The 26,397-nt window shown below is 66.9% G+C and carries 25 protein-coding genes and 1 tRNA gene; 10 read left to right on the top strand and 16 right to left on the bottom strand.

The window, feature by feature from the left end; all coding sequences use genetic code 11:
- Positions 1-58: 58 nt before the first annotated feature.
- The 5 genes from ACVOKU_RS08700 to hutI all read right to left on the bottom strand — a co-directional run bounded on the left by ACVOKU_RS08700 (position 59) and on the right by hutI (position 6,909).
- Positions 59-1,492, bottom strand: coding sequence for a serine hydrolase domain-containing protein (locus ACVOKU_RS08700; RefSeq protein WP_481559661.1), 1,434 nt, complete (start codon positions 1,490-1,492; stop codon positions 59-61).
- Between the two features lie 140 nt (positions 1,493-1,632).
- A complete protein-coding gene (gene hutU, locus ACVOKU_RS08695; protein WP_481559660.1) occupies positions 1,633-3,300 on the bottom strand; it encodes a urocanate hydratase in 1,668 nt (555 codons plus the stop codon).
- Positions 3,297-4,151, bottom strand: coding sequence for an N-formylglutamate deformylase (hutG, locus tag ACVOKU_RS08690; RefSeq protein ID WP_481559659.1), 855 nt, complete (start codon positions 4,149-4,151; stop codon positions 3,297-3,299). The genes hutU and hutG overlap by 4 nt, the downstream gene beginning before the upstream one ends.
- Complete coding sequence (hutH, locus tag ACVOKU_RS08685; RefSeq protein WP_461289484.1) at positions 4,148-5,689, bottom strand: histidine ammonia-lyase; 1,542 nt, start codon at positions 5,687-5,689, stop codon at positions 4,148-4,150. Before hutH ends, hutG begins: the two co-directional genes overlap by 4 nt.
- Complete coding sequence (gene hutI / locus ACVOKU_RS08680; RefSeq protein ID WP_481559658.1) at positions 5,686-6,909, bottom strand: imidazolonepropionase; 1,224 nt, start codon at positions 6,907-6,909, stop codon at positions 5,686-5,688. Before hutI ends, hutH begins: the two co-directional genes overlap by 4 nt.
- A gap of 67 nt (positions 6,910-6,976) precedes the next feature.
- Here hutI and ACVOKU_RS08675 point away from each other — a divergent pair, with 67 nt between their 5' ends.
- Together ACVOKU_RS08675 and hutC are read left to right on the top strand one after the other, a co-directional pair.
- Positions 6,977-8,347, top strand: coding sequence for a formimidoylglutamate deiminase (locus ACVOKU_RS08675; protein ID WP_481559657.1), 1,371 nt, complete (start codon positions 6,977-6,979; stop codon positions 8,345-8,347).
- 27 nt (positions 8,348-8,374) lie between these two features.
- Positions 8,375-9,103, top strand: a complete 729-nt coding sequence (hutC, locus tag ACVOKU_RS08670) for a histidine utilization repressor (RefSeq protein WP_481559656.1) — start codon at positions 8,375-8,377, stop codon at positions 9,101-9,103.
- A gap of 24 nt (positions 9,104-9,127) precedes the next feature.
- Here the strand turns inward: hutC and ACVOKU_RS08665 are convergent, their stop codons facing one another.
- The 3 genes from ACVOKU_RS08665 to ACVOKU_RS08655 form a co-directional block, all read right to left on the bottom strand.
- Entirely contained in the window at positions 9,128-10,132 is a 1,005-nt protein-coding gene (locus ACVOKU_RS08665) for a restriction endonuclease (protein WP_481559655.1), read from the bottom strand.
- 237 nt (positions 10,133-10,369) lie between these two features.
- Positions 10,370-10,861: a phasin family protein gene (locus ACVOKU_RS08660; protein WP_053515508.1), complete on the bottom strand. Its 492-nt coding sequence runs from the start codon at positions 10,859-10,861 to the stop codon at positions 10,370-10,372.
- An 80-nt stretch (positions 10,862-10,941) separates the two neighbouring features.
- Positions 10,942-11,217, bottom strand: coding sequence for a polyhydroxyalkanoic acid system family protein (locus tag ACVOKU_RS08655; RefSeq protein WP_053515509.1), 276 nt, complete (start codon positions 11,215-11,217; stop codon positions 10,942-10,944).
- Positions 11,218-11,341: 124 nt separating this feature from the next.
- Between ACVOKU_RS08655 and ACVOKU_RS08650 the strand changes: the two genes are divergently transcribed.
- From ACVOKU_RS08650 to aroA, 4 genes are all read left to right on the top strand, one after another.
- A complete protein-coding gene (locus ACVOKU_RS08650; RefSeq protein WP_065176024.1) occupies positions 11,342-12,145 on the top strand; it encodes an FHA domain-containing protein in 804 nt (267 codons plus the stop codon).
- Positions 12,146-12,307: 162 nt separating this feature from the next.
- On the top strand, positions 12,308-13,393 hold the full coding sequence (gene serC / locus ACVOKU_RS08645) for a 3-phosphoserine/phosphohydroxythreonine transaminase (RefSeq protein ID WP_481559654.1): 1,086 nt from the start codon (positions 12,308-12,310) through the stop codon (positions 13,391-13,393).
- A 52-nt stretch (positions 13,394-13,445) separates the two neighbouring features.
- The gene (gene pheA / locus ACVOKU_RS08640; protein WP_481559653.1) at positions 13,446-14,642 is read left to right on the top strand and encodes a prephenate dehydratase; all 1,197 of its coding nucleotides are present in this window, start codon (positions 13,446-13,448) and stop codon (positions 14,640-14,642) included.
- A gap of 75 nt (positions 14,643-14,717) precedes the next feature.
- Positions 14,718-16,025: a 3-phosphoshikimate 1-carboxyvinyltransferase gene (aroA, locus tag ACVOKU_RS08635; RefSeq protein WP_481559652.1), complete on the top strand. Its 1,308-nt coding sequence runs from the start codon at positions 14,718-14,720 to the stop codon at positions 16,023-16,025.
- 145 nt (positions 16,026-16,170) lie between these two features.
- Here the strand turns inward: aroA and ACVOKU_RS08630 are convergent, their stop codons facing one another.
- Both ACVOKU_RS08630 and ACVOKU_RS08625 read right to left on the bottom strand, forming a co-directional pair.
- Complete coding sequence (locus ACVOKU_RS08630) at positions 16,171-16,740, bottom strand: energy transducer TonB (protein WP_053515518.1); 570 nt, start codon at positions 16,738-16,740, stop codon at positions 16,171-16,173.
- Between the two features lie 119 nt (positions 16,741-16,859).
- Positions 16,860-17,498 (bottom strand): energy transducer TonB, encoded by a 639-nt coding sequence (locus ACVOKU_RS08625; RefSeq protein WP_279942677.1) that lies wholly within the window; start codon positions 17,496-17,498, stop codon positions 16,860-16,862.
- 113 nt (positions 17,499-17,611) lie between these two features.
- Between ACVOKU_RS08625 and serS the strand changes: the two genes are divergently transcribed.
- Positions 17,612-18,892: a serine--tRNA ligase gene (gene serS / locus ACVOKU_RS08620; protein WP_414488341.1), complete on the top strand. Its 1,281-nt coding sequence runs from the start codon at positions 17,612-17,614 to the stop codon at positions 18,890-18,892.
- 103 nt (positions 18,893-18,995) lie between these two features.
- On the opposite strand, the gene ACVOKU_RS08615 is transcribed toward serS, so the two are convergent.
- Positions 18,996-19,346, bottom strand: coding sequence for an SH3 domain-containing protein (locus ACVOKU_RS08615; protein WP_481559651.1), 351 nt, complete (start codon positions 19,344-19,346; stop codon positions 18,996-18,998).
- 237 nt (positions 19,347-19,583) lie between these two features.
- A complete protein-coding gene (locus ACVOKU_RS08610; RefSeq protein WP_074899233.1) occupies positions 19,584-20,171 on the bottom strand; it encodes an FMN-dependent NADH-azoreductase in 588 nt (195 codons plus the stop codon).
- Positions 20,172-20,295: 124 nt separating this feature from the next.
- Here ACVOKU_RS08610 and ACVOKU_RS08605 point away from each other — a divergent pair, with 124 nt between their 5' ends.
- Positions 20,296-21,288: a LysR family transcriptional regulator gene (locus tag ACVOKU_RS08605; protein ID WP_053520355.1), complete on the top strand. Its 993-nt coding sequence runs from the start codon at positions 20,296-20,298 to the stop codon at positions 21,286-21,288.
- Positions 21,289-21,355: 67 nt separating this feature from the next.
- On the opposite strand, the gene ACVOKU_RS08600 is transcribed toward ACVOKU_RS08605, so the two are convergent.
- A complete protein-coding gene (locus ACVOKU_RS08600; protein WP_481559650.1) occupies positions 21,356-22,702 on the bottom strand; it encodes a DUF7256 domain-containing protein in 1,347 nt (448 codons plus the stop codon).
- A 158-nt stretch (positions 22,703-22,860) separates the two neighbouring features.
- On the opposite strand from ACVOKU_RS08600, the gene ACVOKU_RS08595 reads away from it, so the two are divergent.
- Positions 22,861-22,950 (top strand) — tRNA-Ser (locus tag ACVOKU_RS08595).
- Positions 22,951-23,170: 220 nt separating this feature from the next.
- Positions 23,171-23,620, top strand: coding sequence for a hypothetical protein (locus tag ACVOKU_RS08590; protein WP_481559649.1), 450 nt, complete (start codon positions 23,171-23,173; stop codon positions 23,618-23,620).
- A gap of 37 nt (positions 23,621-23,657) precedes the next feature.
- On the opposite strand, the gene ACVOKU_RS08585 is transcribed toward ACVOKU_RS08590, so the two are convergent.
- Genes ACVOKU_RS08585 through ACVOKU_RS08575 form a run of 3 tightly spaced genes read right to left on the bottom strand, consistent with a single transcriptional unit; the run spans position 23,658 to position 25,898 of the window.
- Positions 23,658-24,167: a hypothetical protein gene (locus tag ACVOKU_RS08585; protein WP_481559648.1), complete on the bottom strand. Its 510-nt coding sequence runs from the start codon at positions 24,165-24,167 to the stop codon at positions 23,658-23,660.
- A gap of 28 nt (positions 24,168-24,195) precedes the next feature.
- On the bottom strand, positions 24,196-24,711 hold the full coding sequence (locus ACVOKU_RS08580; RefSeq protein WP_481559647.1) for a hypothetical protein: 516 nt from the start codon (positions 24,709-24,711) through the stop codon (positions 24,196-24,198).
- Positions 24,708-25,898: a PAAR domain-containing protein gene (locus ACVOKU_RS08575; RefSeq protein WP_481559646.1), complete on the bottom strand. Its 1,191-nt coding sequence runs from the start codon at positions 25,896-25,898 to the stop codon at positions 24,708-24,710. Before ACVOKU_RS08575 ends, ACVOKU_RS08580 begins: the two co-directional genes overlap by 4 nt.
- Between the last annotated feature and the right edge of the window lie 499 nt (positions 25,899-26,397).

Below are 26,397 nucleotides of genomic sequence, written 5' to 3'. Positions count from 1 at the left end.
TGTAGAGCCGAGCCCATGCTCGGCTGCTTTTTTTACGAAGCCGAGCATCGGCTCGGCTCTACAAAGACGGTTTCGCCAGCGCCTTCGACTTCGCATACAGCCGCTCTGCGACATCCGTCTCACCCAATGCCGCATGACACTCGGCCAGGCTGTCCCACACATTGGCCGAATCCGGATACAGCTCGGTGTTGAGGGCGAATACCTTCAACGCCCTGCGCGCGCCCAGGCCCTCGCGGATGCCATAGCCATCGCTGTTGATCGCACGTTCCAGCTCGCTGCCGCTGATGCCGTGGTCGTCGCGCAACCAGGCCCGCATTGCCTGTGCAGCCCCTGCATCATCGTCCAACGCATAGGCAATCAGGCGTTCGGACAGCGCAGCGTGCGGAAACACCTTGGGTGCGGCGACGGCCATCGTGCTCTCCACCAGGGTGCTCGACCAGACGTTGCGGGCGCTGCCGTTGGTGAGGTACACGAACAGCCAGTAGCCGCTGGCCAGGGTGTCCTTGTACGCCAGCCGCGCACGCACGCGGGTGCCACCGTCGTGACCGACCTGGGTGTAGCCATCGCTGCGCGTGGTATCCCAGCCGGTGGAGAAGAAATTGCTGCGGCCATCGGTCAGCCTCTGCGGCTGCCAGAGCTTTTCCAGTGTTGCCGTACGCAGCAGCTTGCCGGTGGCCAGCGCCTGCAGGAAACGGTTCATGTCGCCCACGCTGGTCTGCAGATCGGCATGGCCCCAGCCGTAGTCCGGCCACGGGTCTTCGTTGGCCGGCTGCAGCTGCCCATCCTTGCCGATGTACGGCACGGCCGCGCGCTGGGCTGGCACGCTGGCGACACCCCACGAGGTGCTGGCCATCTTCAACGGCTGCAGGATGCGTTCGCGGGCGATCGCCGGGTAGGGCCTGCCGTAATGCGTTTGCAGCAAGGCGGTCAGCACCAGATAGTTGGCCTGCGTGTACTGCACGCGGCTGCCGGTGGCGAACTGCATCGGCGCCGAACCAGCGACCTTCAGTGCGGCGGCGAGATCGGGTGCGAGGCCGTTGTAGCCCTTGCTCACCCAGCGGTTGTCCACCCGCTCGTAGTACTCGCCGATACCGGAGCTGTGGTTGAGGAAATCACGCACACGGATCGCCTGCCATGCGGCGGGCAAGTCCGGCACGTAGCGGCTGGCCGGTGCATCCAGATCCACCTTGCCCTCATCGACCAGCTGCATCACCAGCACGCTGGTCAGCAGCTTGGCCATCGACTGCGCGGCGAAGATGGTATCGACGGTGGCCGGTGAATGGGTAGCGGGATCACGTTCACCGCTGGCGCCCTGGTACAGCATCTGGCCGTTGTGTGCGACCAGTACCGCCTGGCCAGCGATGCCATAGCGTTCGCGGTTGGCCTGCAACTGCGCATCCAGCCGGGTCGGAAGATCGTTGCGAACATCCCCCGCCAGAGCAGGCAGGGCAACGGTCAAGGCACAGAAGAGCGCGGCAAGGGCGCGGTACATCGCGATGATCCGTCAGTGGCGATGGCGCATCTTGGTCAGCGGCGGAGGCGGGGTCAAGCGCATGACGTCGGGCCATGCCCGGCGTCGCAGGTACCGCCACCGGTAGCGCCGGGCCAGGCCCGGCGACACCCGGGTCACGATCAGCCCAGGATTCCCGGCAGATCCAACCCCTTTTTCTTCGCGCACTCAATCGCGATCTCATACCCAGCATCGGCATGGCGCATCACGCCGGTGGCCGGGTCGTTCCACAGCACACGACCGATGCGCTTGGCGGCCGCCTCGGTGCCATCGCAGACGATGACCATGCCGGCGTGCTGCGAGAAGCCCATGCCCACGCCGCCGCCGTGGTGCAGCGATACCCAGGTCGCACCGCTGGCGGTGTTGAGGAGCGCGTTCAGCAGCGGCCAGTCGGAGACTGCGTCGGAGCCGTCGGCCATGGCTTCGGTTTCGCGGTTCGGCGAAGCGACGCTGCCGCTGTCCAGGTGGTCGCGGCCGATCACCACCGGCGCCTTCAGCTCACCGTTGGCGACCATTTCGTTGAAGGCCAGCCCCAGCCGATCACGGTCACCCAGGCCCACCCAGCAGATGCGCGCCGGCAGACCCTGGAACTTGATCTTCTCGGCGGCCATGTCCAGCCAGCGGTGCAGGTGCGGGTTGTCCGGAATCAGCTCCTTCACCTTGGCATCGGTCTTGGCGATGTCTTCCGGATCGCCACTCAGCGCGGCCCAGCGGAACGGGCCGATGCCGCGGCAGAACAGCGGACGGATGTAGGCCGGGACGAAGCCGGGGAAATCGAAGGCATTGGCCACGCCTTCCTCCAGCGCCATCTGCCGCAGGTTGTTGCCGTAATCGACGGTCGGCACGCCCAGTGCGTGGAAGCCGAGCATGGCGCGGATGTGGTTGGCCATCGAGGCACGCGCGGCCTTTTCCACTTCCTTCGGCGCGGAAACCCGCTTCTCGTCCCATTGCTCGACGGTCCAGCCCTGCGGCAGGTAGCCGTTCACCGGGTCGTGCGCGGAGGTCTGGTCGGTCAGCAGGTCCGGCTTCACGCCGCGCTTGAGCAGTTCTGCCAGCACATCGGCAACGTTGCCGAGCAGGCCCACCGATTTCGGCGTGCCCGCCTTGCAGGCTTCATCGATCAGGCGCAGTGCTTCGTCCAGGTTGTCGGTCCAGGTGTCCAGGTAGCCGGTGCGCAGGCGCATGTCGATGCTGCTCCTGCGGCACTCGACCGCCAGGCAGGAGGCACCCGCCATCACTGCCGCCAGCGGCTGCGCGCCGCCCATGCCGCCCAGGCCGCCGGTGAACAACCACTTGCCGGTGAGATCGCCACCGAAGTGCTGGCGGCCCATTTCCACGAACGTCTCGTAGGTGCCCTGCACGATGCCCTGGGCGCCGATGTAGATCCAGCTGCCGGCGGTCATCTGGCCGTACATGGCCAGGCCCTTCTTATCCAGCTCGTTGAAGTGGTCCCAGTTGGCCCAGCGCGGCACCAGGTTGGAGTTGGCGATCAGCACGCGTGGCGCATCGGCATGCGTGCGGAACACGCCCACCGGCTTGCCCGACTGCACCAGCAGGGTCTGGTCATCGTCCAGGCGCTTGAGCGTTTCGACGATGGCATCGAAGCTCTCCCAGTCGCGCGCGGCGCGGCCGATGCCGCCGTACACCACCAGTTCCTGCGGCCGTTCGGCCACGTCCGGATGCAGGTTGTTCATCAGCATGCGCAGCGGTGCTTCGGTCAGCCAGCTCTTGGCGTTGAGCGTGGTGCCGGTCGGTGCGGCAAGGGTGCGGGACGGGTCGTTGCGGGTCATGCGGCGCTCCGGTTCGTAGCAAATTCAAGGCAGGCATTGAGCACCTGCGCCAGGGTGTGGCGCAGCGGTGCGGCGTGGTCGGGGTCGAGCGGGGTGGGCCAGCTGTGCTCGTCCACCTGGTCCGGCAGGGGTTCGTGCATGTAGCCGCGACAGGCCAGCTCCATCTGCAGGCTGTGCACGCCGCCGGCCACGTTGCTGTAGTGGCGGGTGATCCAGCCGCCCTTGAAGCGGCCGTTGCGCACCTGGCTCATGCCGCTGATCTTCAGCAGGTTCTCCACCACGTCGCTCAGTGCGTTGTCGCAGGACGTATCCGGTGCGCCGGACGGACCGGCGGTGCCGAGATTGAACTGCGGCAGTTCACCCTCGAACAGGTGCGGAATATGCGAGCGGATCGAGTGCGCGTCATACACCACCACCGTGCCGTGACGGGCGCGCAGCCGCGCGATCTGCGCGGCCAGCGCGTCGTGGTAAGGCGCGAAATAGGTGTCCCGACGGCGCGCGATTTCCGCTTCGTCCGGCTCGCGCCCGGCGTGGTACAGCGGCTGGTTGTCGAAGGTGGTCAGCGGGCACAGGCCGGTGGTGTTCTGGCCCGGGTACAGCGATACCCCGCTGGGATCGCGGTTGAGATCGATCACCGAACGCGAGATCGCCGACCGCACGGTGGTCGCGCCCATGCCGCGTGCGAAGTCGTACAGTTCGTGCACCCACCAGTCGGCGTCGCGACGCGCCAGCCACGGCGAGTGATAGTCGCCGATCAGATCGTGCGGCAGCTCGCTGCCGGTATGCGGGAAGCTGACGATCAGTGGGGCATCGCCCTCGTGCACCGTCAGCCAGTCGGGGTGGGCATTCATGCCTGCGGCTCCACGGTCGGCAGGACAGCCTCCAGGCCCCGTGCCAGCGCGCCGCTGCGCACGAGCGAGGTCGCAACCCCCATGTCCGGGTGGAAGTAGCGGTCGTCCTGCAGGGTCGGCACCTGCGCGCGCAGGGTGGCGCGCACGTTCTCCAGTGCAGCGCTGGAGCGCAGCGGCGCATGGAAATCACAGCCCTGTGCGGCGGCCAGCAGCTCGATGCCGATCACATTGGCCGCGTTCTCGGCCATCTGCATCAGCCGGCGCGCACCGTGTGCGGCCATGGACACGTGGTCTTCCTGATTGGCCGAGGTCGGGATCGAATCCACACTGGCCGGATAGGCCCGCTGCTTGTTCTCGGACACCAGCGCGGCGGCGGTCACCTGCGGAATCATGAAGCCGGAATTCAGGCCGGGGCGCGGGGTCAGGAAAGCCGGCAGGCCGGACAGTGCCGGATCCACCAGCATGGCCAGGCGGCGTTCGCTGATCGAGCCGATCTCGCACACCGCCATCGCCAGCATGTCGGCTGCGAAGGCCACCGGCTCGGCGTGGAAGTTGCCGCCGGACAGCGCCTCGCCGGTGTCGGTGAACACCAGCGGATTGTCGGACACGCCGTTGGCTTCGATTTCCAGCGTGGTGGCGGCCTGGCGCAGGATGTCCAGTGCCGCACCCATCACCTGCGGCTGGCAGCGCAGGCAATACGGATCCTGCACCCGCACGTCGTTGTCGCGATGCGATTCACGGATGCCCGAGTCCTGCATCAGCGTGCGCAGCGTGGCGGCCGTGGCGATCTGTCCGCGCTGGCCACGAATGGCATGGATGCGCGGATCGAACGGTGTATCCGATCCCTTCGCCGCTTCCACCGACAGTGCGCCGGTGACCAGCGCGGCCTGGAACACGGTCTCGATCTCGAACAGGCCGGCCAGTGCATAGGCGGTGGAGAACTGGGTGCCATTGAGCAGGGCCAGGCCTTCCTTTGCGCCCAGTTCAACCGGCTGCAGGCCGGCCCGCGCCAGTGCGTCCCGGGCCGGCAGCCGCTCATCGCCGATGAAGGCTTCGCCCACGCCCAGCATCACGCTGGCCAGGTGCGAAAGCGGTGCGAGGTCACCCGATGCGCCGACCGAGCCCTGCGCCGGCACCACCGGCAACACGCCCTTGACCAGCATCGCCTCCAGCAGCAGCAGCGTCTCCTCGCGCACACCGGAAGCCCCCTGGGCCAGGCTGACCAGCTTCAGCGCCATCATCAGCCGCACCACGCTGGCGGGCATCGGCTCACCCACGCCTGCGGCGTGCGACAGCACGATGTTCCGCTGCAGCGTGGCCAGGTCCTCGCGCTCGATGCGCACGCTGGCCAGCTTGCCGAAGCCGGTATTGATGCCGTACACCGGCGCACCCTTGGCGACGATGGCCGCCACGGCGGCGGCACTGGCGCGTACCACCGGCAGCGCCGCCGGATCCAGCGCAAGCGGCGCACCGCGATAGACCTGTCGCCACTGGGCGAGGGTGACATGGCCGGGGCGAAGAACCAGGGTGTTGCTCATGTGTTGCTCCAGGAGGCAGGCAGGTCGGGCTGACCGCGCACCACGCGCGCGTGCAGCGGGTTGAATCCAATGCGGTAGACCAGGTCGGCCGGCGCGTCGATGTCCCAGATCGCCAGGTCGCAGTCCATGCCCACGGCCAGGCGCCCGATGCGGTCGCCATGGCCCAGCGCACGCGCTGCTTCGCGGGTGAAGCCGGCGATGCACTCGTCCACCGTCAGGCGGAACAGGGTCGCGCCCATGTTCATCGCCAGCAGCGGGCTGGTCAGCGGCGAGGTGCCCGGGTTGCTGTCGGTGGCCAGTGCCAGCGGCACACCGGCTGCACGCAGCGCGGCAATCGGCGGCGGGGTGGTATCGCGGGTGAAATAGAACGCGCCCGGCAGCAGCACGGCAACGGTGCCGGCCGCCGCCATCGCGGCGATACCGGCGTCATCCAGATGTTCGATGTGATCGGCCGACAGCGCGCCGAAGCCGGCGGCAAGCTCTGCGCCGTGCTGGTTGCTCAACTGCTCGGCATGGATCTTCACCGCCAGTCCGTTCGCGCGTGCGGCGTCGAACACCTGCCGCGCCTGCGCAGGGGAGAAGGCGATGTTCTCGCAGAACACGTCCACGGCTTCGGCCAGGCCCTCGGCCGCGATGGCCGGAATCATCACGTCGCAGACCTCGTCGATGTACTCCTGCGCCTGGCGGCCCGGGGGAACCGCATGGGCACCCAGGAAGGTCGGCACCACATTCACCCGGCATTCCTTGCCCAGCTCGCATGCGACCTGCAGCTGCTTGCGCTCGTCGTCCAGGGTCAGGCCGTAGCCGGACTTGATCTCGATCGTGGTCACGCCTTCGGCGCGCATCGCCAGCAGGCGAGGACGGCTCTCGGCGGCAAGCTGGGCTGGCGTTGCGGCGCGGGTGGCGCGCACGGTGGAGACAATGCCGCCGCCCGCGCGGGCGATGTCGGCATAGCTCACACCCTGCAGGCGCTGCTCGAACTCGTTGGCGCGGTTGCCGGCGTAGACCAGGTGGGTGTGGCAGTCGATCAGGCCGGGCGAGACCCAGCGGCCTTCGCCGTCGATGCGGGTGGTCGGCTGCAGATGGGCATCGCTGCCGGCCGGGCCGACGTGGACGATGCGGCCGCCCGCGCAGGCCAGCACGCCGTCACGGAGGACACCCAGGCCCTCACCGTCGAGGGTGATCAGATGGACGTTGGACCAGAGGGTATCGACATGCATGGCATCCACACTGCGGCTGTGCTTATATGTCTATACAATATAGGTGTCCATTTCGGGTTGTCCAGCCATGTCCGATTCGCGTTCCCCGTCCTGTTTCCATGCCGCCCACGCGCTGCTCGCCGATGGCTGGGCCCGCGATGTCCGCCTGCAGGTGCAGGCGGGGCGCATTGCCGCGATCGACGTGGGGCAGCCCGCGCAGGATGGGGATGCCCGGGTCGGCATTCTGGTGCCGGGCCTGCCGAACCTGCACAGCCATGCGTTCCAGCGCGGCATGGCCGGCCTGACCGAGATCGGGGGCGGCGACGGCGACAGTTTCTGGAGCTGGCGCGAACTGATGTACCGCTTCCTTGCCCGCCTGCGCCCGGACGCAGTGCAGGCCATCGCTGCCCAGGCATACATGGAGATGCTGGAAAGCGGCTTCACCCGTGTCGGCGAGTTCCATTACCTGCACCACGATGCGGAGGGGCGGCCCTACGCCGACCGGGCCGAGATGAGTGCACGTATTGCCGCAGCCGCGGCACAGACCGGCATCGGCCTGACCCTGCTGCCGGTGTTCTATGCCCACGCCGATTTCGGTGGTGCAGCGCCGAACCCGGCCCAGCGTCGGCTGATTCACGACGTGGACGGTTTTGCGCGGCTGCTGGAGGGTGCCCGTGCTGCGCTGGCCGCGTTGCCCGATGCGGTGCTGGGCATCGCCCCGCACAGCCTGCGGGCCGTCACCGGCGATGAACTGGCAGCACTGCTGCCGTTGAACGAGGGCCCGGTGCACATCCACATCGCCGAGCAGGTGCGCGAAGTCGACGCCTGCCTGGCGTGGAGTGGACAGCGTCCCGTGCAGTGGCTGTACGCGCACACCGAGGTGGACGCGCGCTGGTGCCTGGTGCACGCCACCCACATATCCGATGACGAGCGCGCCTCCATCCTCGCCAGCCGGGCCGTCGCCGGCCTGTGCCCGATCACCGAAGCCAATCTGGGCGATGGCCTGTTCCCGATGCAGGCGTTCGCACGCGAAGGCGGGCGCTTCGGCGTGGGGTCTGATTCCAACGTGCTGATCGATGCGGCAGAGGAACTGCGCCTGCTCGAATACGGCCAACGCCTGGCGCTGCGCGGGCGCAACGTGCTGGCTGCCGATGCCCGCCGCAGCAGCGGCAGATTCCTGTTCGAGGGGGCGCTGCACGGCGGCGCACAGGCGTTGGGCGTGGCCGCCGGTCTGCAGGTCGGGGCCAGTGCCGACCTGCTCGAACTGGACGCCGCACATCCCGCGCTGCAGGCGCGACGGGATGACGCATGGCTTGACAGCTGGGTGTTCGCCGCACGTAATGGCGCGCTGCGATCGGTCTGGCGCCATGGCCGCCAATGCGTGGCCGAAGGCCGCCACCTCCAGCGCGAGGCGATCACCACCGCCTTCGCTACCGCCCTGCACGGCGTGCTGGGCTGATCGCTTCCTGCCACCGAGACCTGTCACGTGAAGGCCAGCAAGTCCGCCACGCTCAACCAGCGCATCCGCAGCGACCTGGAAAGCCGCATTCTCAGCGGAGAGTGGGCGCCGGGTTTCCGCATCCCGTATGAGCACGAACTGATGGAGCAGTACGGCTGCTCGCGGATGACCGTCAACAAGGTGCTGACCGCGCTGGCCGAGAGCGGCATGATCGAGCGTCGCCGCCGGGCCGGTTCGTTCGTCGCCCGGCAGCCACCGCATCTGGAACAGGTGGCGCTGGAGATTCCGGACATCGCGATGGAGGTCGGCTCGCGTGGCCACCAGTACGGGTACCGGCTGCTGCAGCGCGAGCTGCGCCTAGCCGACGCCGGCAATGCCGGTGAAGTGGAGCTGGCCGGCAGTGACATGCTGCTGGCGATGCGCTGCCTGCATCTGGCCGACGGCCGCCCGCTGGCGCTGGAGCACCGGTTGATCAGCCCGGTGGGTGTACCGGAGGTGCTGGAGGTGGACTTCAGCACCACCGCGCCGGGCAGCTGGCTGCTGCAGAACGTGTCCTGGACCCGGGCCCAGCACCGCATCAGCGCGTGGGGTGCGGACACGGCGTCTGCCCGCCTGCTGGACGTGAAGCCGGGCACCGCCTGCCTGGTGATCGAACGCCTGACCTGGCGGGGCGAACAGCCCATCACCCGGGTGCGCCAGGTGTTCCTCGGCGATGCTTGGGATCTGGTGGCCCGCTTCGCGCCCGGCGCGCGCTAGAGCGCACGCTTCCGCGCGTTCAGATCAATACGTCGCGCACTGCCGCCAGCGCACCGGCTCATCCACGCCGGGGCGGGCATTGAGCTGCACGCGCACCGTGCGCAGGGCGGGGTAGCGCAGGACCTGCGTGCAGACGCGCGGCCATACATCGTCAAGTTCGCCGGTGCGGTTGATCGCCAGGGTCTGCCGGGTCAGCCAGACGCCGCTGGCAATGCCGGGCTGGCCAGCCAGCGCCCGGGCCAGATCCGCCTGGTAGCGGTCAAGGGTCGCCATATCCGGGTTGGGGTCGCTGTGGCCATCGTCTGCCGGCGTGGAAACGGCAGCAGCAGGCGCCGCCGCTGCCGATGCGGCCGCCTGGGAGACAGCGGCAGGTGCCGCGGCGGCGATGTCGGCGGAGGCTGGGGCGGTCACCGCCTGCGGCGCCGGTGACGCCAGGTGCAGGCCCTGCAGGCCGAGGCCGACCAGCAGGCCGACGGTTACCGAGGCCAACGCGGCAATGGCGATGCGACGCAGGGCCTCATGACGCGCAGTGGCACGCACGCGCGCATCGATGTCGGCTGGCAGATAGGGCTGCAGCAATGGCCACAGGCGCGGGCCGTCCAGCACCTCCACGGCCTGCAGCTCGGCGGCACTACGGCCATCGCGCTGGATCCGGCCTTCGGTGATCAGCACGCCGCCCTTGGCCCCGGCCAGCCGCGCTGCCGCGCCCAGTTCGTTCACCGCAGCGGTACCGATGCGATAGGCCAGGCCATGCTTGCAGGACACCCGCCAGGTGTTGGGGCCATCGCTGAGCAGGAAATCGCTGCTGGGCTCGCGGGCATCCTCGGCAGGAACCTCCAGTTCGCGCAGGCCGCGCTGCTCGCGCAGCATCCGCTTGACCAGCGTGGAGAACTCCCGCCAGTGCATGCCGGCCAAGGCCTGCAGGCCCAGTTGCATCTCCTTCTGCCGCCGCTTGATCCACCACAGGTGAACCACGGCCAGGGAACAGATAAGCAGGGCCGACAGCAGGGCCAGAATCCAGGGAAGCATGCAGGGAGCGCGCGGAAGGGGCGAAAACGGAAGCAGACAGTGTAAAGCGCGCACTGCCTGGCAGGGTCAGGACGTTCCCCACAGCAAGCGTGATGGAACGCTCAGATCGGCGTTCCGCAGGCACGAAAAACCCGCCAATCCTGAAGCCGTGAGGGGAGGGAACAAACGGCAGGCGAAGCGATTGGCGGGTTGCTCGCGATTGTCAGGCAAATTTTATTGCATTGCAACAATCGATCGTCAGGGCACGCTGCCCGGCGACTGGTGGCTGCCCGGGGCCGGCGCATCGCTGCCCGAGGCCGCCCGCGTCTCCAGCTTGGCCAGGCGCGCATGCAGGGCGTCCAGGCGTGCCTCCAGCGCGGTGAGCTCGTCGGCGGTGGGCACATGCAGGCGCTTGAGCACGCCCTGCACCTGGTCGTCGAAGGCCTTTTCGACCTTGTTCCAGGTGCCCGAGGCCTTCTCGCGCGCCTCATCCAGCGAGGACTCGACGTTGTCACGCCATCCCGGGCCCTGCTCGCTGGCGCGCTCACGGCGGCGGGCCTCCCAGGCCTCGCCTTCCTTCACCAGCCCGTCGAAGAAACGGCTGCCTTCGGCCTGTGCCCGGCCCAGCGCACCCAGTCCGGCCAGCCAGACCTGCTGGGCCGAATCGCTCAGCTTGCGTGAGAAGCGTCCGGCCTGTTCACCAAAGGTGGCGTCGTCGTCGCGGCGGTCGTCGTTTTCGTAGCGGTTCATCGCACTTCCCGTGGGAGTTGGACCTGCCCCGAGAATAGCGCGCGCCGCCGTTGCAGGGCCGTGACGGCCGCTGTCGTGGTTCAGCCCAGCTTTTCCTTCAGCACGCGCTGGATTTCGCTTTCGACCATGCCTTTCATTGCCGACAGCAGGAAGCCGAGCTTGGCGGTCACCCGCACGGCGCCCGGCTGCAGCTCGATCGCGCCGTCCACGCCGCTGCCGGAGAAATTCAGCACATCGGCGCTCCACGAGGACTTCAGGCCAAAGCGCTCGGCCAGCTTGGCGGCAACCTGTTCGATCGCCTCGCGCGCCTGTGCGTCGGGCAGAGCGTGGGCGTGGCGGACATCGATGGTGGACATGCAGGCTCCTGGCGCAGGGCGGGGTGATCAGAGAGGGCGAGCATTGTGCGCATCGATCGCGTCCGCGCCAAGCGCTCATCCGGGGTTCTTCTTCGATGCCGGCCAACCTGCTAGGCTGCGCCGCGTGCAGAACCTGCTTGTTCACTTCAGTCAACAACAACAGCCCGACCAGCCGCTGCGGCCCGGGGTGCAACGCATCGTGCGCCATGCCAACGGCAGCGTGCGGCTGGGCGAAGCGGGCAACGGCGCGTTGCTGCTGGCGCAGTTCTGCATGGATGATCGCGGCCTCTGGCTGCAGGTCGGCAACGGCATCCGCGGCATCCATGTCAACGGCCGTCCGGTACGTCGCATGGCGCTGCTGCGCGCCGGCGATGCGGTGTATGTCGATGGCGTGGAAATGGTCCTGCGGGGCGAAGCCGAGAGCCTGCTGCAGGCGCCGTCACCGGATGGCGAGGATGCCGGCGACGAGCAGCGCCTGCTGCGGGGCGTCGGTGGCCTGCACCATGGCCGCAGTTTCACCTTGTCGCGCGCCCGCGTGATCGGCCGCGGCACCGAGGCCGACATCGCCATCGACGATCCGGCGTTCGCCGAACAGCACGCGCGCGTGGAAGTGCACGGCGATCGCGTCCTGCTGCGTGACCTGGGCAGCGCCGACGGCACCTGCGTCAACGGCGTGGCCGTGCGCCACTGCTGGCTGCAGCCGGGCGACCAGGTGGTATTCGATGGCCAGCACCGTTTCGTGCTGGAAGTGCCGCGTGATCCGCGCCGGCGGCCGCTGGCGGCCGAGGATGAGTCCAGCCACGAGGCCGAACGGGCGCCTGCCGAGCCCCTTCCTCCGCGCCGGGTCCGCCGCTGGCCGTGGCTGCTGGTCAGCGCGTTGCTGCTGGCTGCGCTGCTCAGCCTGCTGCTCTGGTTCGGCGCGCGCTGAGCCTGTCGTCTCCGTGCTTCGGGCAAGCGCCGGCCCAGGTCGGCGGCTGCCGGCGCAGTGCCGCGGGCGATGGATTCCGATGAAACCAAATTTCCCTTGCCGCGCAAGGCCGCAAGGCTGGTGCACTGCGGCATACTAGGGATCTTGCCCCACAGGTGTGACATGACGCGCGCGTTCAACTTCAGTGCCGGCCCTGCAACCTTGCCGGAATCGGTCCTGCGCCAGGCGCAGGCGGAAATGCTGGACTGGCACGGTACCGGCGCCTCGATCGTGGAAATGAGCCATCGCGGTGCGGAATTCATGTCCGTCGCCGCCGAGGCCGAGGCGGACCTGCGCCGCCTGCTCGACATTCCCGATGACTACGCCGTGCTGTTCCTGTCCGGCGGCGCCACCACCCAGCAGGCCTTGATCCCGCTGAATTTCGCAAGCCCCGGCCAGCGTGCCGACTACGTGGTCAGCGGCCACTGGGGCAGGACGGCGGTCAAGCAGGCCGGCCCCTATGTGGACGTCAACATCGCCGGCAGCAGCGAGGACGGGGGCTACCGCGAGCTGCCCGCGCGCAGCAGCTGGCAGCTTTCGCCCGATGCGGCCTATGTGCACATCACCGCCAACGAGACCATCCACGGCGTCGAATTCCGTGACGTGCCCGATACCGGCGATGTGCCGCTGGTGGCCGATTTCAGTTCGTCCATCGCCAGCGAACCGCTGGATGTGCGCCGCTACGGCGTCATCTACGCGGGCGCGCAGAAGAACCTGGGCCCGGTCGGCATCGCGGTGATGATCATCCGTCGCGACCTGCTGGAGCGCAGTGGCCAGCCGCGCGCGGACATCTTCGACTACCGCTCGCACGTGGCGCGCGACTCGATGCTCAACACCCCGCCCACCTGGAACTGGTACCTGGCCGGGCTGGTGTTCAAGTGGATGCTGGCCGAAGGCGGCGTGGTCGAGTTCGCCCGGCGCAATGCGGCCAAGGCCGCGCTGGTGTACGGCGCCATCGATGCGTCCGGCGGCTTCTACCGCAATGAAGTCGCGCACGCGGCGCGCTCGCGGATGAACATCCCGTTCTTCCTGCCCGACGCCGACCTCGATGCGCGTTTCGTCGCCGAGGCCAAGGCCGCCGGCCTGCTGGCGCTGAAGGGTCACAAGGTGGTCGGCGGCATCCGTGCTTCGCTGTACAACGCCATGCCGCTGGCGGGTGCGGAGGCGCTGGTCGCCTTCATGGCCGACTTCCAGCAGCGCTACGGCTGAGCAATGAACGGCGCGCACCGTCGGGTGCGTGCCCACGCAACAGGGAATTCCGATGGCAAGCAAATCCAGCAAGAAGGCGCCGAAGCAGGCCGCACCGGCCAAGGACAGCGCTGCGTCCAAGGGCACGTCCAAGGCCACGGCTGCATCGACGCCGGCCCCCACCCAGGCGCCGCTGGCACTGGCCGACGTGCGTTCGAAGATCGACCAGATCGACCGTGACATCCAGCGCCTGATCGCCGAGCGCGCGCAGTTCGCCCACCAGGTCGGCAAGGCCAAGGGCAAGCTTGCCGCCGCCGTCGATTACTACCGCCCCGAGCGTGAAGCACAGGTGCTGCGCATGGTGGTGGACCGCAACGAAGGTCCGCTCAGCGATGAAGTGCTGGTGCACGTCTATCGCGAGATCATGTCGGCCTGCCTGGCCCAGCAGGAGCCGTTGAAGATCGGCTACCTCGGCCCGGAAGGCACCTTCAGCCAGCAGGCCGTGCTCAAGCATTTCGGTCGCTCGGCGCTGGGCCTGCCGTTGGCCAGCATCGAAGAAGTCTTCCAGGAAGTGGAAGCGGGCAACGCCGATTTCGGCGTGGTACCGGTGGAGAACTCGGGGCAGGGCACCATCCAGATCACCCTGGACATGTTCCTGACCTCCAACCTGAAGATCTGCGGCGAAGTGGAACTGCGCGTGCAGCAGTACCTGATGTCGCGCAGCGGCCGCATCGAGGACATCGAACGCGTCTACGGCCACCCGCAGTCGTTCATGCAGACCTCGGCGTGGATGCGCGCCAATCTGCCCAAGGCCGAGAAGATTCCGGTCTCCAGCAACGCCGAAGGCGCACGCCGCGCGCGCAACGCCGACGATGCGGCGGCCATCGGTGGCGAAAGTGCCGGCCACGTGTACGGCCTGAAGAAGGTGGTGACCAAACCGATCCAGAACGATGCCGACAACACCACCCGTTTCCTGGTGGTGGGCCGCAACATCTTCCCGACCTCTGGCCATGACCGCACCTCGGTGCTGGTCTTCATCCATGACAAGCCGGGTGCGCTGTTCGACGTGCTCAGTCCGTTCGCGCGCCACGGCATCAGCATGAACCGCATCGAGTCGCGGCCATCGCACCACGGCAAGTGGGAGTACGGCTTCTTCATCGACCTGGCCGGCCACATCGACGACGCGCCGATGCAGGCCGCGCTGGCCGAACTGGAAGCCCACTCGGCGCAGATCAAGGTCCTCGGCTCCTATCCGGTGGCCGTGCCCTGATGCCTGCCGCGGTGGCCGCGGCCACCGCCCCTTGATGCACCGCCGGCCCGCCGGCGTCTACGGAATGATCGAACGATGAGCAACGCGCAACACTGGATCGCCCGCAAGGGCCAGCCGCTGCAGGGCAGCCTCACCATTCCCGGCGACAAGTCGGTTTCGCACCGTTCGGTGATGTTCGCCGCACTGGCCGACGGCACCTCTCACATCGAGGGTTTCCTGGAAGGCGAAGACACCCGCGCCACCGCGCGCATCTTCAGCCAGCTGGGCGTGCGCATCGAAACCCCCAGCCCGTCGCAGCGCATCGTCCACGGCGTCGGCATCGATGGCCTGCAGGCGCCCAGCGCAGCGCTGGACTGCGGCAACGCCGGCACCGGCATGCGCCTGCTGGCGGGCCTGCTGGCCGGGCAGTCGTTCGACTGCACCCTGATCGGCGACGAATCGCTGTCCGGCCGGCCGATGCGCCGTGTCACCGGCCCGCTGTCGCAGATGGGCGCGAAGATCGATACCCAGGACGATGGCACGCCGCCGCTCCACGTGCACGGCGGCCAGGCACTGCACGGCATTGCGTTCACCTCGCCGGTGGCCAGCGCGCAGATCAAGTCGGCCGTGCTGCTGGCGGGCCTGTATGCACAGGGCGAAACCAGCGTCGTCGAGCCGCACCCCACCCGCGACTACACCGAGCGCATGCTGTCCGCGTTCGGCGTGCAGATCGAGTTCTCGCCGGGCAAGGCCCGCCTGCGTGGTGGCCAGCGCCTGCGTGCCACCAACATCGCGGTGCCCGCCGATTTTTCCTCGGCAGCGTTCTTCCTGGTGGCCGCCAGCATCATTCCCGGCTCCGAGCTGCGCCTGAAGCAGGTGGGCCTGAACCCGCGTCGCACCGGCCTGCTGCATGCGCTGCGGCTGATGGGGGCGGACATCACCGAAGAAAATCCAGCCGAGCAGGGCGGCGAGCCGGTCGCTGACCTGGTGGTGCGCTACGCGCCGCTGAAGGGCGCGCGCATTCCTGAAGCGCTGGTGCCGGACATGATCGATGAATTCCCGGCCCTGTTCGTCGCCGCCGCCGCCGCCGAAGGCCAGACCGTGGTGAGCGGCGCAGCAGAGCTGCGGGTGAAGGAATCGGATCGCCTGGCAGCGATGGCCACCGGCCTGCGCGCGCTGGGCATGCAGGTGGATGAAACCGAAGACGGCGCGACCCTGCATGGCGGCACGCGTCTGGGCAGCGGCACCATCGAAAGCCACGGCGACCATCGCATCGCCATGGCCTTTGCCATTGCCGGCCAGATCAGCGACGGCGAAGTGCGGATCAACGACATCGCCAACGTGGCCACCTCGTTCCCCGACTTCGACGGCCTGGCACGCAGCGCCGGATTCAATCTGGCCTGACCGGCACCGCAACCGCCGGGCCAGGCCCAGCCAGGCCCGCCGAATCGGTAGCGCCGGGCCATGCCCGGCGAGCAGGCATCAGGCGTGCAGATAAAAGGACGGAGGCCGAAGCCTCCGTCGAACATCACGAACCCCTCGTCCGCGATCAACGCTGCTCGGTACGGAAATCCACCGGGACCCGCACCACACTGGCCACAGCACGGCCATCCTGCATGGCCGGCTGGAACTTCCAGTTCTGCACCGTGCGCAGGACCGCACGATCCAGATCACGGCTGCGTTCGCCACTGCGCGACACGATCGCAGCGTTGGTGACGTTGCCGCGGGTATCTACATCAAGGCTGGCGATCACGCTGCCCTGCACACCGTTACGAAGCGCAGCCGCCGGATAGTCCGGCTTGCTGTTGCTGGCGAGCGGGCGCGCCTCGCGGTTGCGCACCGCCGGCACTGCCTTGCGCTCGCTCGTGGCCGGCGTGGCCTGTCGTGCGGCAGGCGGTGCCGTTTCGGCAACGGGCGTCTGTTCGGTGGCGGGTAGCATGCGCTCGCCGACCGGCGCAGGCGCCACCTCATCCGGTCCGGAATAACGCAGCCAGAGCAGCGCGGCCGCGAACATCGCTACGATCAGCGCGACCCACAGCCAGGGCGACGTGGCCCGGCGCGGCGTACCGTCCTGCTGCATCTGCGGCGAATGAAGGTCTTCATGGGTGGTGACAGTCATCGCAAACTCCTTACGTCGGTTGACGACGTGCCGAGTGTTGCCCGAGGCCACGAAGAAAAGTGTCAGTGTTGCGTCAACGCAACCGGGAGGGTTCAGTTTGCCTTCCGGTATGCGTTCAGTTACTGGGTCTTGAAGTCGAACGGCACTTCAATGGTGCCCGGCACCGCCTGCCCGTTGCTCTGCGCCGGGGTGAAGCGCCAGCGGCGCACCGCGTCGGTCGCTGCGCGGTCCAGGTCACGCGAGCCGCTGCGCTGGATGACGGTGACGTTGTTCGGATAGCCCGTAGCGTCCACCTCCACCCGCACCACCACACTGCCGGTTTCGCCCGCACGCAGTGCAGCGGCCGGATAGGCCGGCGGCGGCGATTGGCCCGCGATCGGCATGGGCTGGCTGCCGCCACCGGCGACCGGCGCGGTGCCGGGCGCAGCGGGTACCGGTTCAGTCGTTGCGGGCGGCGGGGGCGGGGCGGTTTCCACCAGCTTCGGGGCGTCTTCCGGTGCCGGCGCCGGCTTGGCGTCGGGCATGTCGCTGGACCCGGCTGCCGCCGGCAGGGGCTCCGGCAGGGGCTCCACCTGGGCCGTTTCCTGCGGCGTCTGTGCCGCAGGGTCGGCGCGGAAGAATTCCTTGTCGCGGCCGGTCAGCCAGACCACCACGAACAGCAGCACCCCCACGCCGAAAGCGATGCCGGCGATCTTCAGGGCGTTGCGCGGAATATGCACAGTGAACGACTTGGCGGACGACGAGCGGGGTGCAGACATGGACCGGACCAGTACGGAATAGCCCGATTCTGCCACGGCCCGAATGAACCGGGCGGCAGAAATCCGCATAACAGGCGATAATCCCGGTCCTGACACCCACCACGACACCTGCCATGCTTGATCCAGCCCTGCTCCGCCACCAGCCCGCCGACCTCGCCGAACGCCTGCGCACCAGCCGCGGCTTCGAGCTCGACGTGTCTGCCCTGGAGTCCCTGGAGGCCGATCGCAAGCGCATCCAGGTGCGGACCCAGGAGCTGCAGAGCCTGCGCAACAGCCGCTCCAAGGCCATCGGCCAGGCCAAGGCCAAGGGCGAGGACGTCTCGGCCATCATGGCCGAGGTCGCCGCCTTCGCCGACGAACTGAAGGCCTCGGAAGTGGCGCTGGACGAGCTGCGCGAGAAGATCGAAGCAATCTCGCTGGGTATTCCGAACATTCCGGCCGACGACGTACCCGCCGGTGCCGACGAGAACGACAACGTCGAGCAGGCGCGCTGGGGTACCCCGCGCCAGTTCGATTTCAAGGTGCTGGACCATGTTGAACTGGGCGCCCGCAACGGCTGGCTGGATGGCGAAACCGCCGCCAAGCTGTCCGGTTCGCGCTTCACCGTGCTGCGCGGCCCGATCGCGCGCCTGCACCGTGCGCTGGCCCAGTTCATGGTCGATCTGCACACGGGCGAACACGGCTACGAGGAAACCAACGTACCGCTGCTGGTCAACGCCGAATCGCTGCGCGGCACCAGCCAGCTGCCGAAGTTCGAGGATGACCTGTTCAAGACGGCCGTCGGCGAGTCCACGCGCTACCTGATCCCCACCTCGGAAGTGCCGCTGACCAACATCGTGCGCGACGAGATCGTCGACGCCGAGCGCCTGCCGCTGCGCATGACCGCCCACTCGATGTGCTTCCGTGCCGAAGCCGGCAGCGGCGGCCGCGACGTGCGCGGCATGATCCGCCAGCATCAGTTCGAGAAGGTCGAGCTGGTCTCGATCTGCCAGCCGGAAGACAGCGAGGCCGAGCACCAGCGCATGACCCGCTGTGCGGAAGTCGTGCTGGAAAAGCTGGGCCTGCCGTACCGCAAGGTGCTGCTGTGCACCGGCGACATGGGCTTCGCGGCGGTGAAAACCTACGATCTGGAAGTCTGGCTGCCGTCGCAGGAAACCTATCGCGAGATCTCCTCGTGCTCGAACTGCGGTGACTTCCAGGCCCGCCGCATGCAGGCGCGGTGGCGCAATCCGGCCACCGGCAAGCCCGAGCTGGTGCACACCCTGAACGGCTCGGGCGTGGCGGTCGGCCGCGCGATGATCGCGGTGATGGAGAACTACCAGAACGCCGACGGCAGCATCACGGTGCCGGAGGCGCTGCGCCCGTACATGGGTGGGCTGGAAACCATCGCCTGACAACCGGCTCAGGTGGGTGCCATGCTTGCATGGCACCGAATCCACGCATGGCGTGGATCTGCAATGCGGCTACATCCACGCCCTGCGTGGATGAACTCCGGGATCACTCCACAACCCGCACCTTCTCCAACGGCACCCATCCCGCTTCGCCCGCCTCGGGCATGCACCACGCCCAACCATTCAGTGTGCGCAGCCCGCGCAGCCTCTGCCCCGGATTCACATCCAGTTCCCGCGCGCAGTAATCCTCCGTGGCAAGCGCTTCACCCTGCGCATCGCGACCGATCACCGGTGCTGGCACGAATCCAGGCTGCTGCCCCTCGGCCTGGCACAGGAACCAGTCCTCCCAGCCCTCCGGTCCTTCATAACGCTCGCCTACGACCAGTGCCTGGCCGCGGCGCAGGGTGATCGGGTGTGGGAATTCGCTGCGGTGCGTGGTCGTCACGATGTAGTTCATGGCCCACTGTACCGTCTCCGCCGGGCAGGGCCCGGCGCTACCACACCGTTCGGGTGCGGCCCGGCGTCAGCACACCGATCGGGTAGCGCCGGGCCATGCCCGGCGGGCGGGAACCGGCCCACAAAAAAACGGCCCCGCATTGCGGGGCCGCCGGGGTGGGCCGGGAGGGGGGAGGGGAATCCCGGCCCGCGTTCAACGCCCAGACGAGGAGAGAGGGGCGCTGAACGCTGGAACGCGTTACGCCGCTGCCGCTTCCGCCGCCTCATGCGAGGGCAGCGCAGCCAGTGCACCGGCAATGGCATCTTCGCGGTGCTGCGGCGAGTAGGCGATGCCCTCGGCACGCACGAACTCGACCTCATTGATGCCCATGAAGGCGAACACCTGGCGCAGGAACGGCTCCTGGAAGTCGGCCGGCGAATCGGTGTAGATGCCGCCACGGCTGCTGGCGATGATCACCCGCTTGCCACCGGCCAGACCCACCGGGCCATTCTCGGTGTACTTGAAGGTGCGGCCGGCCACGGCCACGCGGTCGATCCAGGCCTTCAGGGTGGAGGGGATGCTGAAGTTGTACATCGGCGCGCCGATCACCACGACATCGGCATCGAGGAACTGCTGCATCACCTGTTCAGCATCGGTCGCCTCGGCCGCATCGGTCTTGGCCAGCGAGCTGCTGCGCAGATGCGGTACCGGATTGGCGTCAAGATCGCGATAATCGACCTGCAGGCCGTCGATCTGGTCCTTGAACCGGGCCACCACCGCTGCCGACAGCTGGCGGGAGACGGAGTTGTCGCCAAGCACGCTGGCGTCGAGATGCAGAAGCTTCATGGCAGTCACCTATGTTCTGGAAGGAGGGGCGGGTTTGCCGCCGACGGAGAGAACAATAGGTTGTTGCAAAGGCGGAATAAAGATGGTTGAATGCCACGTATTGTTCTAGATATGGAACTCGGGTATGCATGACCTGAATGATCTGTACTACTTTGCAATGGTGGTCGACCACGGCGGGTTCGCCGCGGCCGAGCGCGCCCTGGGCATCCCCAAATCGCGCCTGAGCCGCCGCATCAGCCAGCTGGAGACCGACCTGGGCGTGCGCCTGCTGCAGCGCTCCACGCGCCGCTTCGCGGTCACCGACGTTGGCACCAGCGTGCACCGTCACGCGCAGACCATGCTGGCCGAAGCACAGGCCGCACGCGAAGTGGTGGACCGCCTCAGTGCGGAGCCGCGCGGCGTGGTCCGCGCCAGCGTGCCGGTATCGTTGGCGCAGATGCAGCTGCCCAAGCTGCTGCCCAAGTTCCTGGAGCAGTACCCGAAGGTGCGGCTGCAGCTGAACATCAGCAACCGCCGCGTGGACATCATCAACGAAGGCTACGACGTCGCCCTGCGCGTGCGCTCGCGCCTGGACGACGACGGCAGCCTGGTGATGCGCAGCTTCGGCCAGGTGCAGGAACTGCTGGTGGCCAGCCCGAAGTACCTGGACCGCGCCGGCCGCCCGAAGGAGCCGGAAGAGCTGACCCAGCACGTCACCCTCAGCATCAGTGAGGATGAGGCGCGCCAGCGCTGGGAACTGCATGGCCCGGAAGGCGAAGTGCGCCGGGTGGACCTGCAGCCGCGCGTGGCCGGCTTCGACTTCCCGCTGCTGCAGAGCATGGTGAAGGACGGCTTCGGCATCACCATGCTGCCGGAGACCGTGTGCGCGGACGCCGTGCGCAATGGCGAACTGGAAGTGGTGTTGCCGGACTGGTCGCTGCCACAGGGCGTGTGCCACGCCGTGTTTGCCTCGCGTCGCGGCCTGCTGCCGGCGGTGCGCGTGTTCATCGATTTCCTGGCCGAGCACCTGCCGCCGCAGCTGGAGGCCTCGCGCCTGCATTGCGATGGCGCCTGCGAGAAGGCCAAGGAACGCATCAAGGCCAGCGCGCTGGGTGCGCTGGCGGTGGATGCGGGCTGAGGCTGGAGCGAATAGAGAATAGAAGCCCCGGCCATGTCCCGGAGCTTCTTGTTTCAATGCGTAGCTGTCATCCGCAAGCCCAATCGATCTTCATCTGTTCAAGATCGAGCTGGGCGTTGCCGCAGCCAAAGTTGAAGCCACCGAAGCCTTCCTCGAACTCGAGGTAATAGGGGCCGAACTCAGGGTAGCCCTGCTGGGGCAGCATTGTTCCACCGAGGTGGGCAACGGAATCCCAGCGACTCAGATTCAGTTCTTGTCCGAGATCGCTGAATGCCTCGATGTATCCACTGATGGCGCATTCGCTTTCCCATTCGCGGGGCGATCTGCCCACATTGGGATCATCAGCGCGGATGACCGCGTTGATCGGCAACGCGACTGACGGATTGGCAGCAGCGCCAATTCCCGCGCCAGGAATAGTCTCGTCCCCGTTTCTGGTGTACAGCCAGCTGTCGTGGAAGTAGCTGGCGTAGTCCTTCTCTATCCAGCCGGGCGGGTCTTCCAGCAGGGTCGAGAGCGACTTGGGGGGCAAGCTCAGTTCGCCTTCAAATTCCTGCTGTGTGAGCCAGATCGCACAGTACTGTGTGCCGAGGATGTCCTCCATGGTGCGGCTGTGGGGATGCTTGGCATGGCGGTAATGCCAGAAGGGAAGCAGGTTGCTGTCATCGGGCGGTGTCATTGCAAGCGGACTGTCAAAGAACGCAGCGATCTCCTCCACGTGCGACAGCTCCTCCTGCTGATCGTCGACAAACATGCACAGGGCAACCCATTGCTCTCCCTTGACTCGGTACTCCGGGGGCAGGTGCAGGGTGAAGGCGTGTCGCAGTGGCTGCCCGTTGCTTGCACTGAGCGGCCATTGCGCGGAGGAGATGCCCGGTGGCAGGCCGAGGGTCCAACCGCCGCTCCATTCGTCGCCCCGGTCAACCCTGGGGAGTACCCGTTGCGGACCCAGCTCCAGGTCGAAGGCATGGGTCAGCGTCGGATCGAAGACGGGTAGGGCTGGCTCACAGTAGACGGCACCAGGATTGTCGAGGCGCACGCTCCTGACTGTGTTGTCCTGTGTGCTCACGTTCGCGGTGACCTTCATCCCACCGTCCGAGATGAAGCCATAGCGCGTCCACCCGGCCTCTGTCGTATCAGGATCTTCCGGAAGTGCTGTCAGGCGAGGGTTGGCGGCCAGAGCATCGCTGATGAGCATGCCCGTGCGCAATCCTTCAATCAGGAGCGTCCTTGGCATCGAACAGGAGAACAGGACATATCCAACGGCACGCTCCTCATCCAGTCGGGCGAACACATCCTTTGTCAGGCAGGTCAGACGGCCCTGTTCATCCGGTTCGCGCCAGCGATGTCCCAGTAGCTTGGCCAGCGCGCTGGCGGGCATGCTAGGCCGGATGGAGAGGAGGTCGAGAGAGTTCATGTGGGCCATTGCCGAGCGGAAATGAGCAGGCTAGTGGTCTAGGACAGTGCTAGCTATGAACATTGTTGCGACTTGGAGGTCCAGCCGTGGCGGGGGCCTTGGGCATTTCCTCCGGCCGTGCGAGAATGCGTTCCCGGCCAGCAGTGCCGGGCCGATACGGAGAGATGGCCGAGCGGTTTAAGGCACCGGTCTTGAAAACCGGCGAAGGGTTAAACCTTCCGTGGGTTCGAATCCCACTCTCTCCGCCAGACTGAATAAGTGTTTGTTTTTAAACAATATTTTTTCGGCGTTTGAAAGGCGGTTTGGGACGCAAACCGGGGCGCAACCTCGATGCGATTACCAAGCCATCTCATTCGATCTTCCACTGGTCGCTAGCAGTTTCGCATGCACGTTTTGACGGACATGCGCGGCATCGTCGGCAAACGGACGTGATGTGAGCGCCTCTTGTTTAGAACGAAAAAAGAGCTCTTGATCGCGGCGCTCGTTGCCGCTCCCCTATCATTCCTTGCATCAAGTGCGTTGGTTTGGTTGGTGGAGTTGCGTTTTCCCGGCGCAATGCCCAGTGGCGGTTGGGCACACCTTGAAGAGAACGTCAGCGCGGGCAAGATGGTGTATGCGCTTTCGGTGGCGCCAATGCTCGAGAACCTCCTCCTCTGGGGGGGAATCGCTTTGCTGGCAAAGGTTCTGAGAGGCTGCTATCTGATCTCGGTGTTTGCTGCCTTATCTTGGACCCTGATACATGTCTTGGCGTCAGGGCAGGCGGCCTACATCGCGGTGTTTCCGGGCTTCTTTTTCATGAGCGTCCTCATTCTTCGCGCGGAGCGGCGAGTGGCAGGCTACTGGTTCTCGGTGGTTCATCACCTCGCAGTAAACGTTATCGCGGTCGCAGGCATTCTGTTGCGTGGCCTTGCGGGATAATTTCTGTCCGTGCGCATGTTCAGACTGGCGAGTCGCGTCAATTGAACTTCGCGTCACCCAGGCGCAGGTCGGCAGAAGCCGCAGTTGAGCAGTCCGATTCGACAGGTCTCACAGCATCAGCCGCTTCCACCATGTGGAAGCAGGCGCTGAACACACGCTTCTCCGCACCATTCGTGGTGCCGGAGGTGCCTGGGGTGTAGCCGGAAACAACCACCCTATAGTGCTTTCCCGCACGCAAAGCTGTGCCGAGTGCAGGCTCTCCCTCCTGACCGTACGGCAGACACTGACCAGGACCCAGCGCAGGCTCGGTAGACCCTTCGCGCAGAAAGATGCGCTGCCAGACAGGCTGATGTCCGTTGCCAACTTCCGTCACTGTCACGCCTGCGATAATCGGCGGGGCAGCACGTGTCTCACGCGTGTCAGGCACGCCAAAACACGGTACGCCATCGTGTGCCTGGATCGTGGCGCGCTGATAGGTCCCATGGGGCTGTGAACCCGCGGCCATCATTGGCAACAGCAGGATCACCAGGGCCACCGTCTGTCGCATCAACGGGTCACCTCGGAGAGGCATCCGCTTACGTGCCGTCTTCGCGCACGGGGGGCGGTCCAGACGAGAGTGCGGTCGCGCAGTCCGATATGACGGGTTTCATGCTCTTGCCGGCCACGTCCACCATGTGGAAGCAGGCACTGAACACACGCGCCTGTGCTTCATCCTTCTTGCCCGGCGTGCCAGGTGTGCGCCCCCATATCTCCACCTGGTAGCGCTTGCCCGGCCGCAGCGTGGGGGCGGATGCCGCGCCCTCGCCGTAGGTGAGGCACTGGCTGGGGGGCAGCGCAGGTTCGGCTGTGCCCTCGCGCAGAAAATCATGTTCCCATAGCGGGGTGCCGCCAGTGCCCACTTCCATCACGGACACGCCGGTGACAAGGGGGGCGTTGACGCGCGTTTCATGGGTATCGGGCACGCCGAAGCAGGGCACGCCATCACGGCCCTGTATCGTCGCCTGCTGGTAGCGACCGGCTGGCGAGGAGCAGCTGGCCATCATCGGCAGGAGCAGCCCCAGCAGAGCCACCGGCAGTTGTAGTCGCATCATCGGGTCGTCCTCGGCAGGTTGTCCTTGCTGCTGCGGTCGGCCAGGAACTGGGAGAGCGCGCGCTCCAGTTGTGCGCCGATGCCAGCTGTCGCGCGATAACGGGTGTTGTTCATGCTCGACTGTGAGCCACGGAACGTGACGAGGAAGTAGTCCGCCAGAATGTCACCCTGCGCCTCCATGTTGTAGTCGTGCAGCAGCCGCGTCTCGTCAAGCACGTAGTCGTAGCTCATGTTCGGCCGGGGTGCCCGCACCAGCTTGACGTTGTACCCAAGCTGATACTGCCAGACATGGGCCATCTCATGGATGAAGAACGCCTGGAATCTCACGGTATCCAGCGAGTAATCCTCCCGATAGATGCCCTTCGGGAAATACATCTGCCCGTTGGGCGTCACGGCGGTGTCCTTGTCCTGGAAGCCGAAGAACATCCAGTAGCCGTGGTTATGGACTTTCACGGTGCTGTAGTCGACTGCATCGCCGAACACCAGGCGTGCCATCTCGATCTCGCCGGCGGTCATGGCGCGTTCGTGGCCAGGCGCGCTTACCGGTGCCACGGAGGTGCCCATGCCCTCGGCGGTGGTCACCACACCGTCCACATCGAACACTTCTGCTTCGTCGGTGCTGGCCGGTGCCGTGCGCGCACAGCAGCCGGTCGGCTGTGTCGGCGGGCGCAGTTCGGCACGCACGATGGCCTGGCTTTGCGCGGTCGATACCCGCGCCGTCTCGCCCTGCGCATTGGTGGTGCCGGAAAGGGTCTGCCCATCGGCCAGATGCAGCGTGTACGGCACCTCGGCCAACGGTGCGCCCTGCACGCCGAGAAAACGGATGGCCTGATCGAACGCGGTGGGCAGTGCGCGCGCCAGCTGTGCGGCCGTGCTGGCGACCACGGCCGCCTTGCCGGCACCGCCTGCGGCCCCGCCGCCGCCACCACCCCCTCCGCCCCCCGTGACATGCACCACGGCCTGCTGGCTGGACAACACCCGGCAGCCGCAGGCCAGCGCGCTGCCGTGCAACGCCACCGGCTGGCCGTCCACCATCAAGGTGGCATCGCCTTCAACAATTGGAAAGACGCCTTTATGCAGGGTAGGGCAGGTCGCCTTGTCGCTGACCCGCGCGACGCCGATGCCGCCGATGTCGGTTTCACTTGAGGCCGTGATGACCCGTCCGCCGCTGGAGGTCGGGTCCCCCATCACAATCCAGTTCCGTCCCATGGTTCGCTTCCATTGCAGACCAGGGCTCCATGATGCGCCGGTTCAGGTCGGGTTGGCTGAATACGCGGCGAGGCGGATGGCAGGCCGCACTGTGTCGCGACCCGCCGTTGTGCTGCGGGTTCTGGTTCAACGTAGGCGTGCCTCGGGCAGCGGCGTCGAGTGAAAGCGGTCACAAGTTGATGTTTCACTCGCGGCGCTCTGTCGCGTGCTGCGCCAAATGCCGCATCTGCCTCTTTTCCACAGGCCGCGCAGGGCAAACGATGGCCGCGCCAAGGCACCCGCCCTGGCCGGGATTGGCGTCCCGAACTTACATGACGCGCGGCGTCGCGGTTGCGGTGAAAACTGCAATCGCGACAATGCATCACTCTGCCAGTTCATGGCGGATGGTGCGTGGGGATCACTGATCCGCCGGCTTCCTGCGGCATGTATCCGGCACGCCAACCCGCACCGTCCGCCACCTTGCCTCCGCGGGTGGCCC

It is taken from the genome of Stenotrophomonas sp. STEN147 (genome assembly GCF_056757995.1).
The sequence above is the reverse complement of the archived record's forward strand: the minus strand, read 5'-3'. Positions and strand labels throughout refer to the sequence as shown.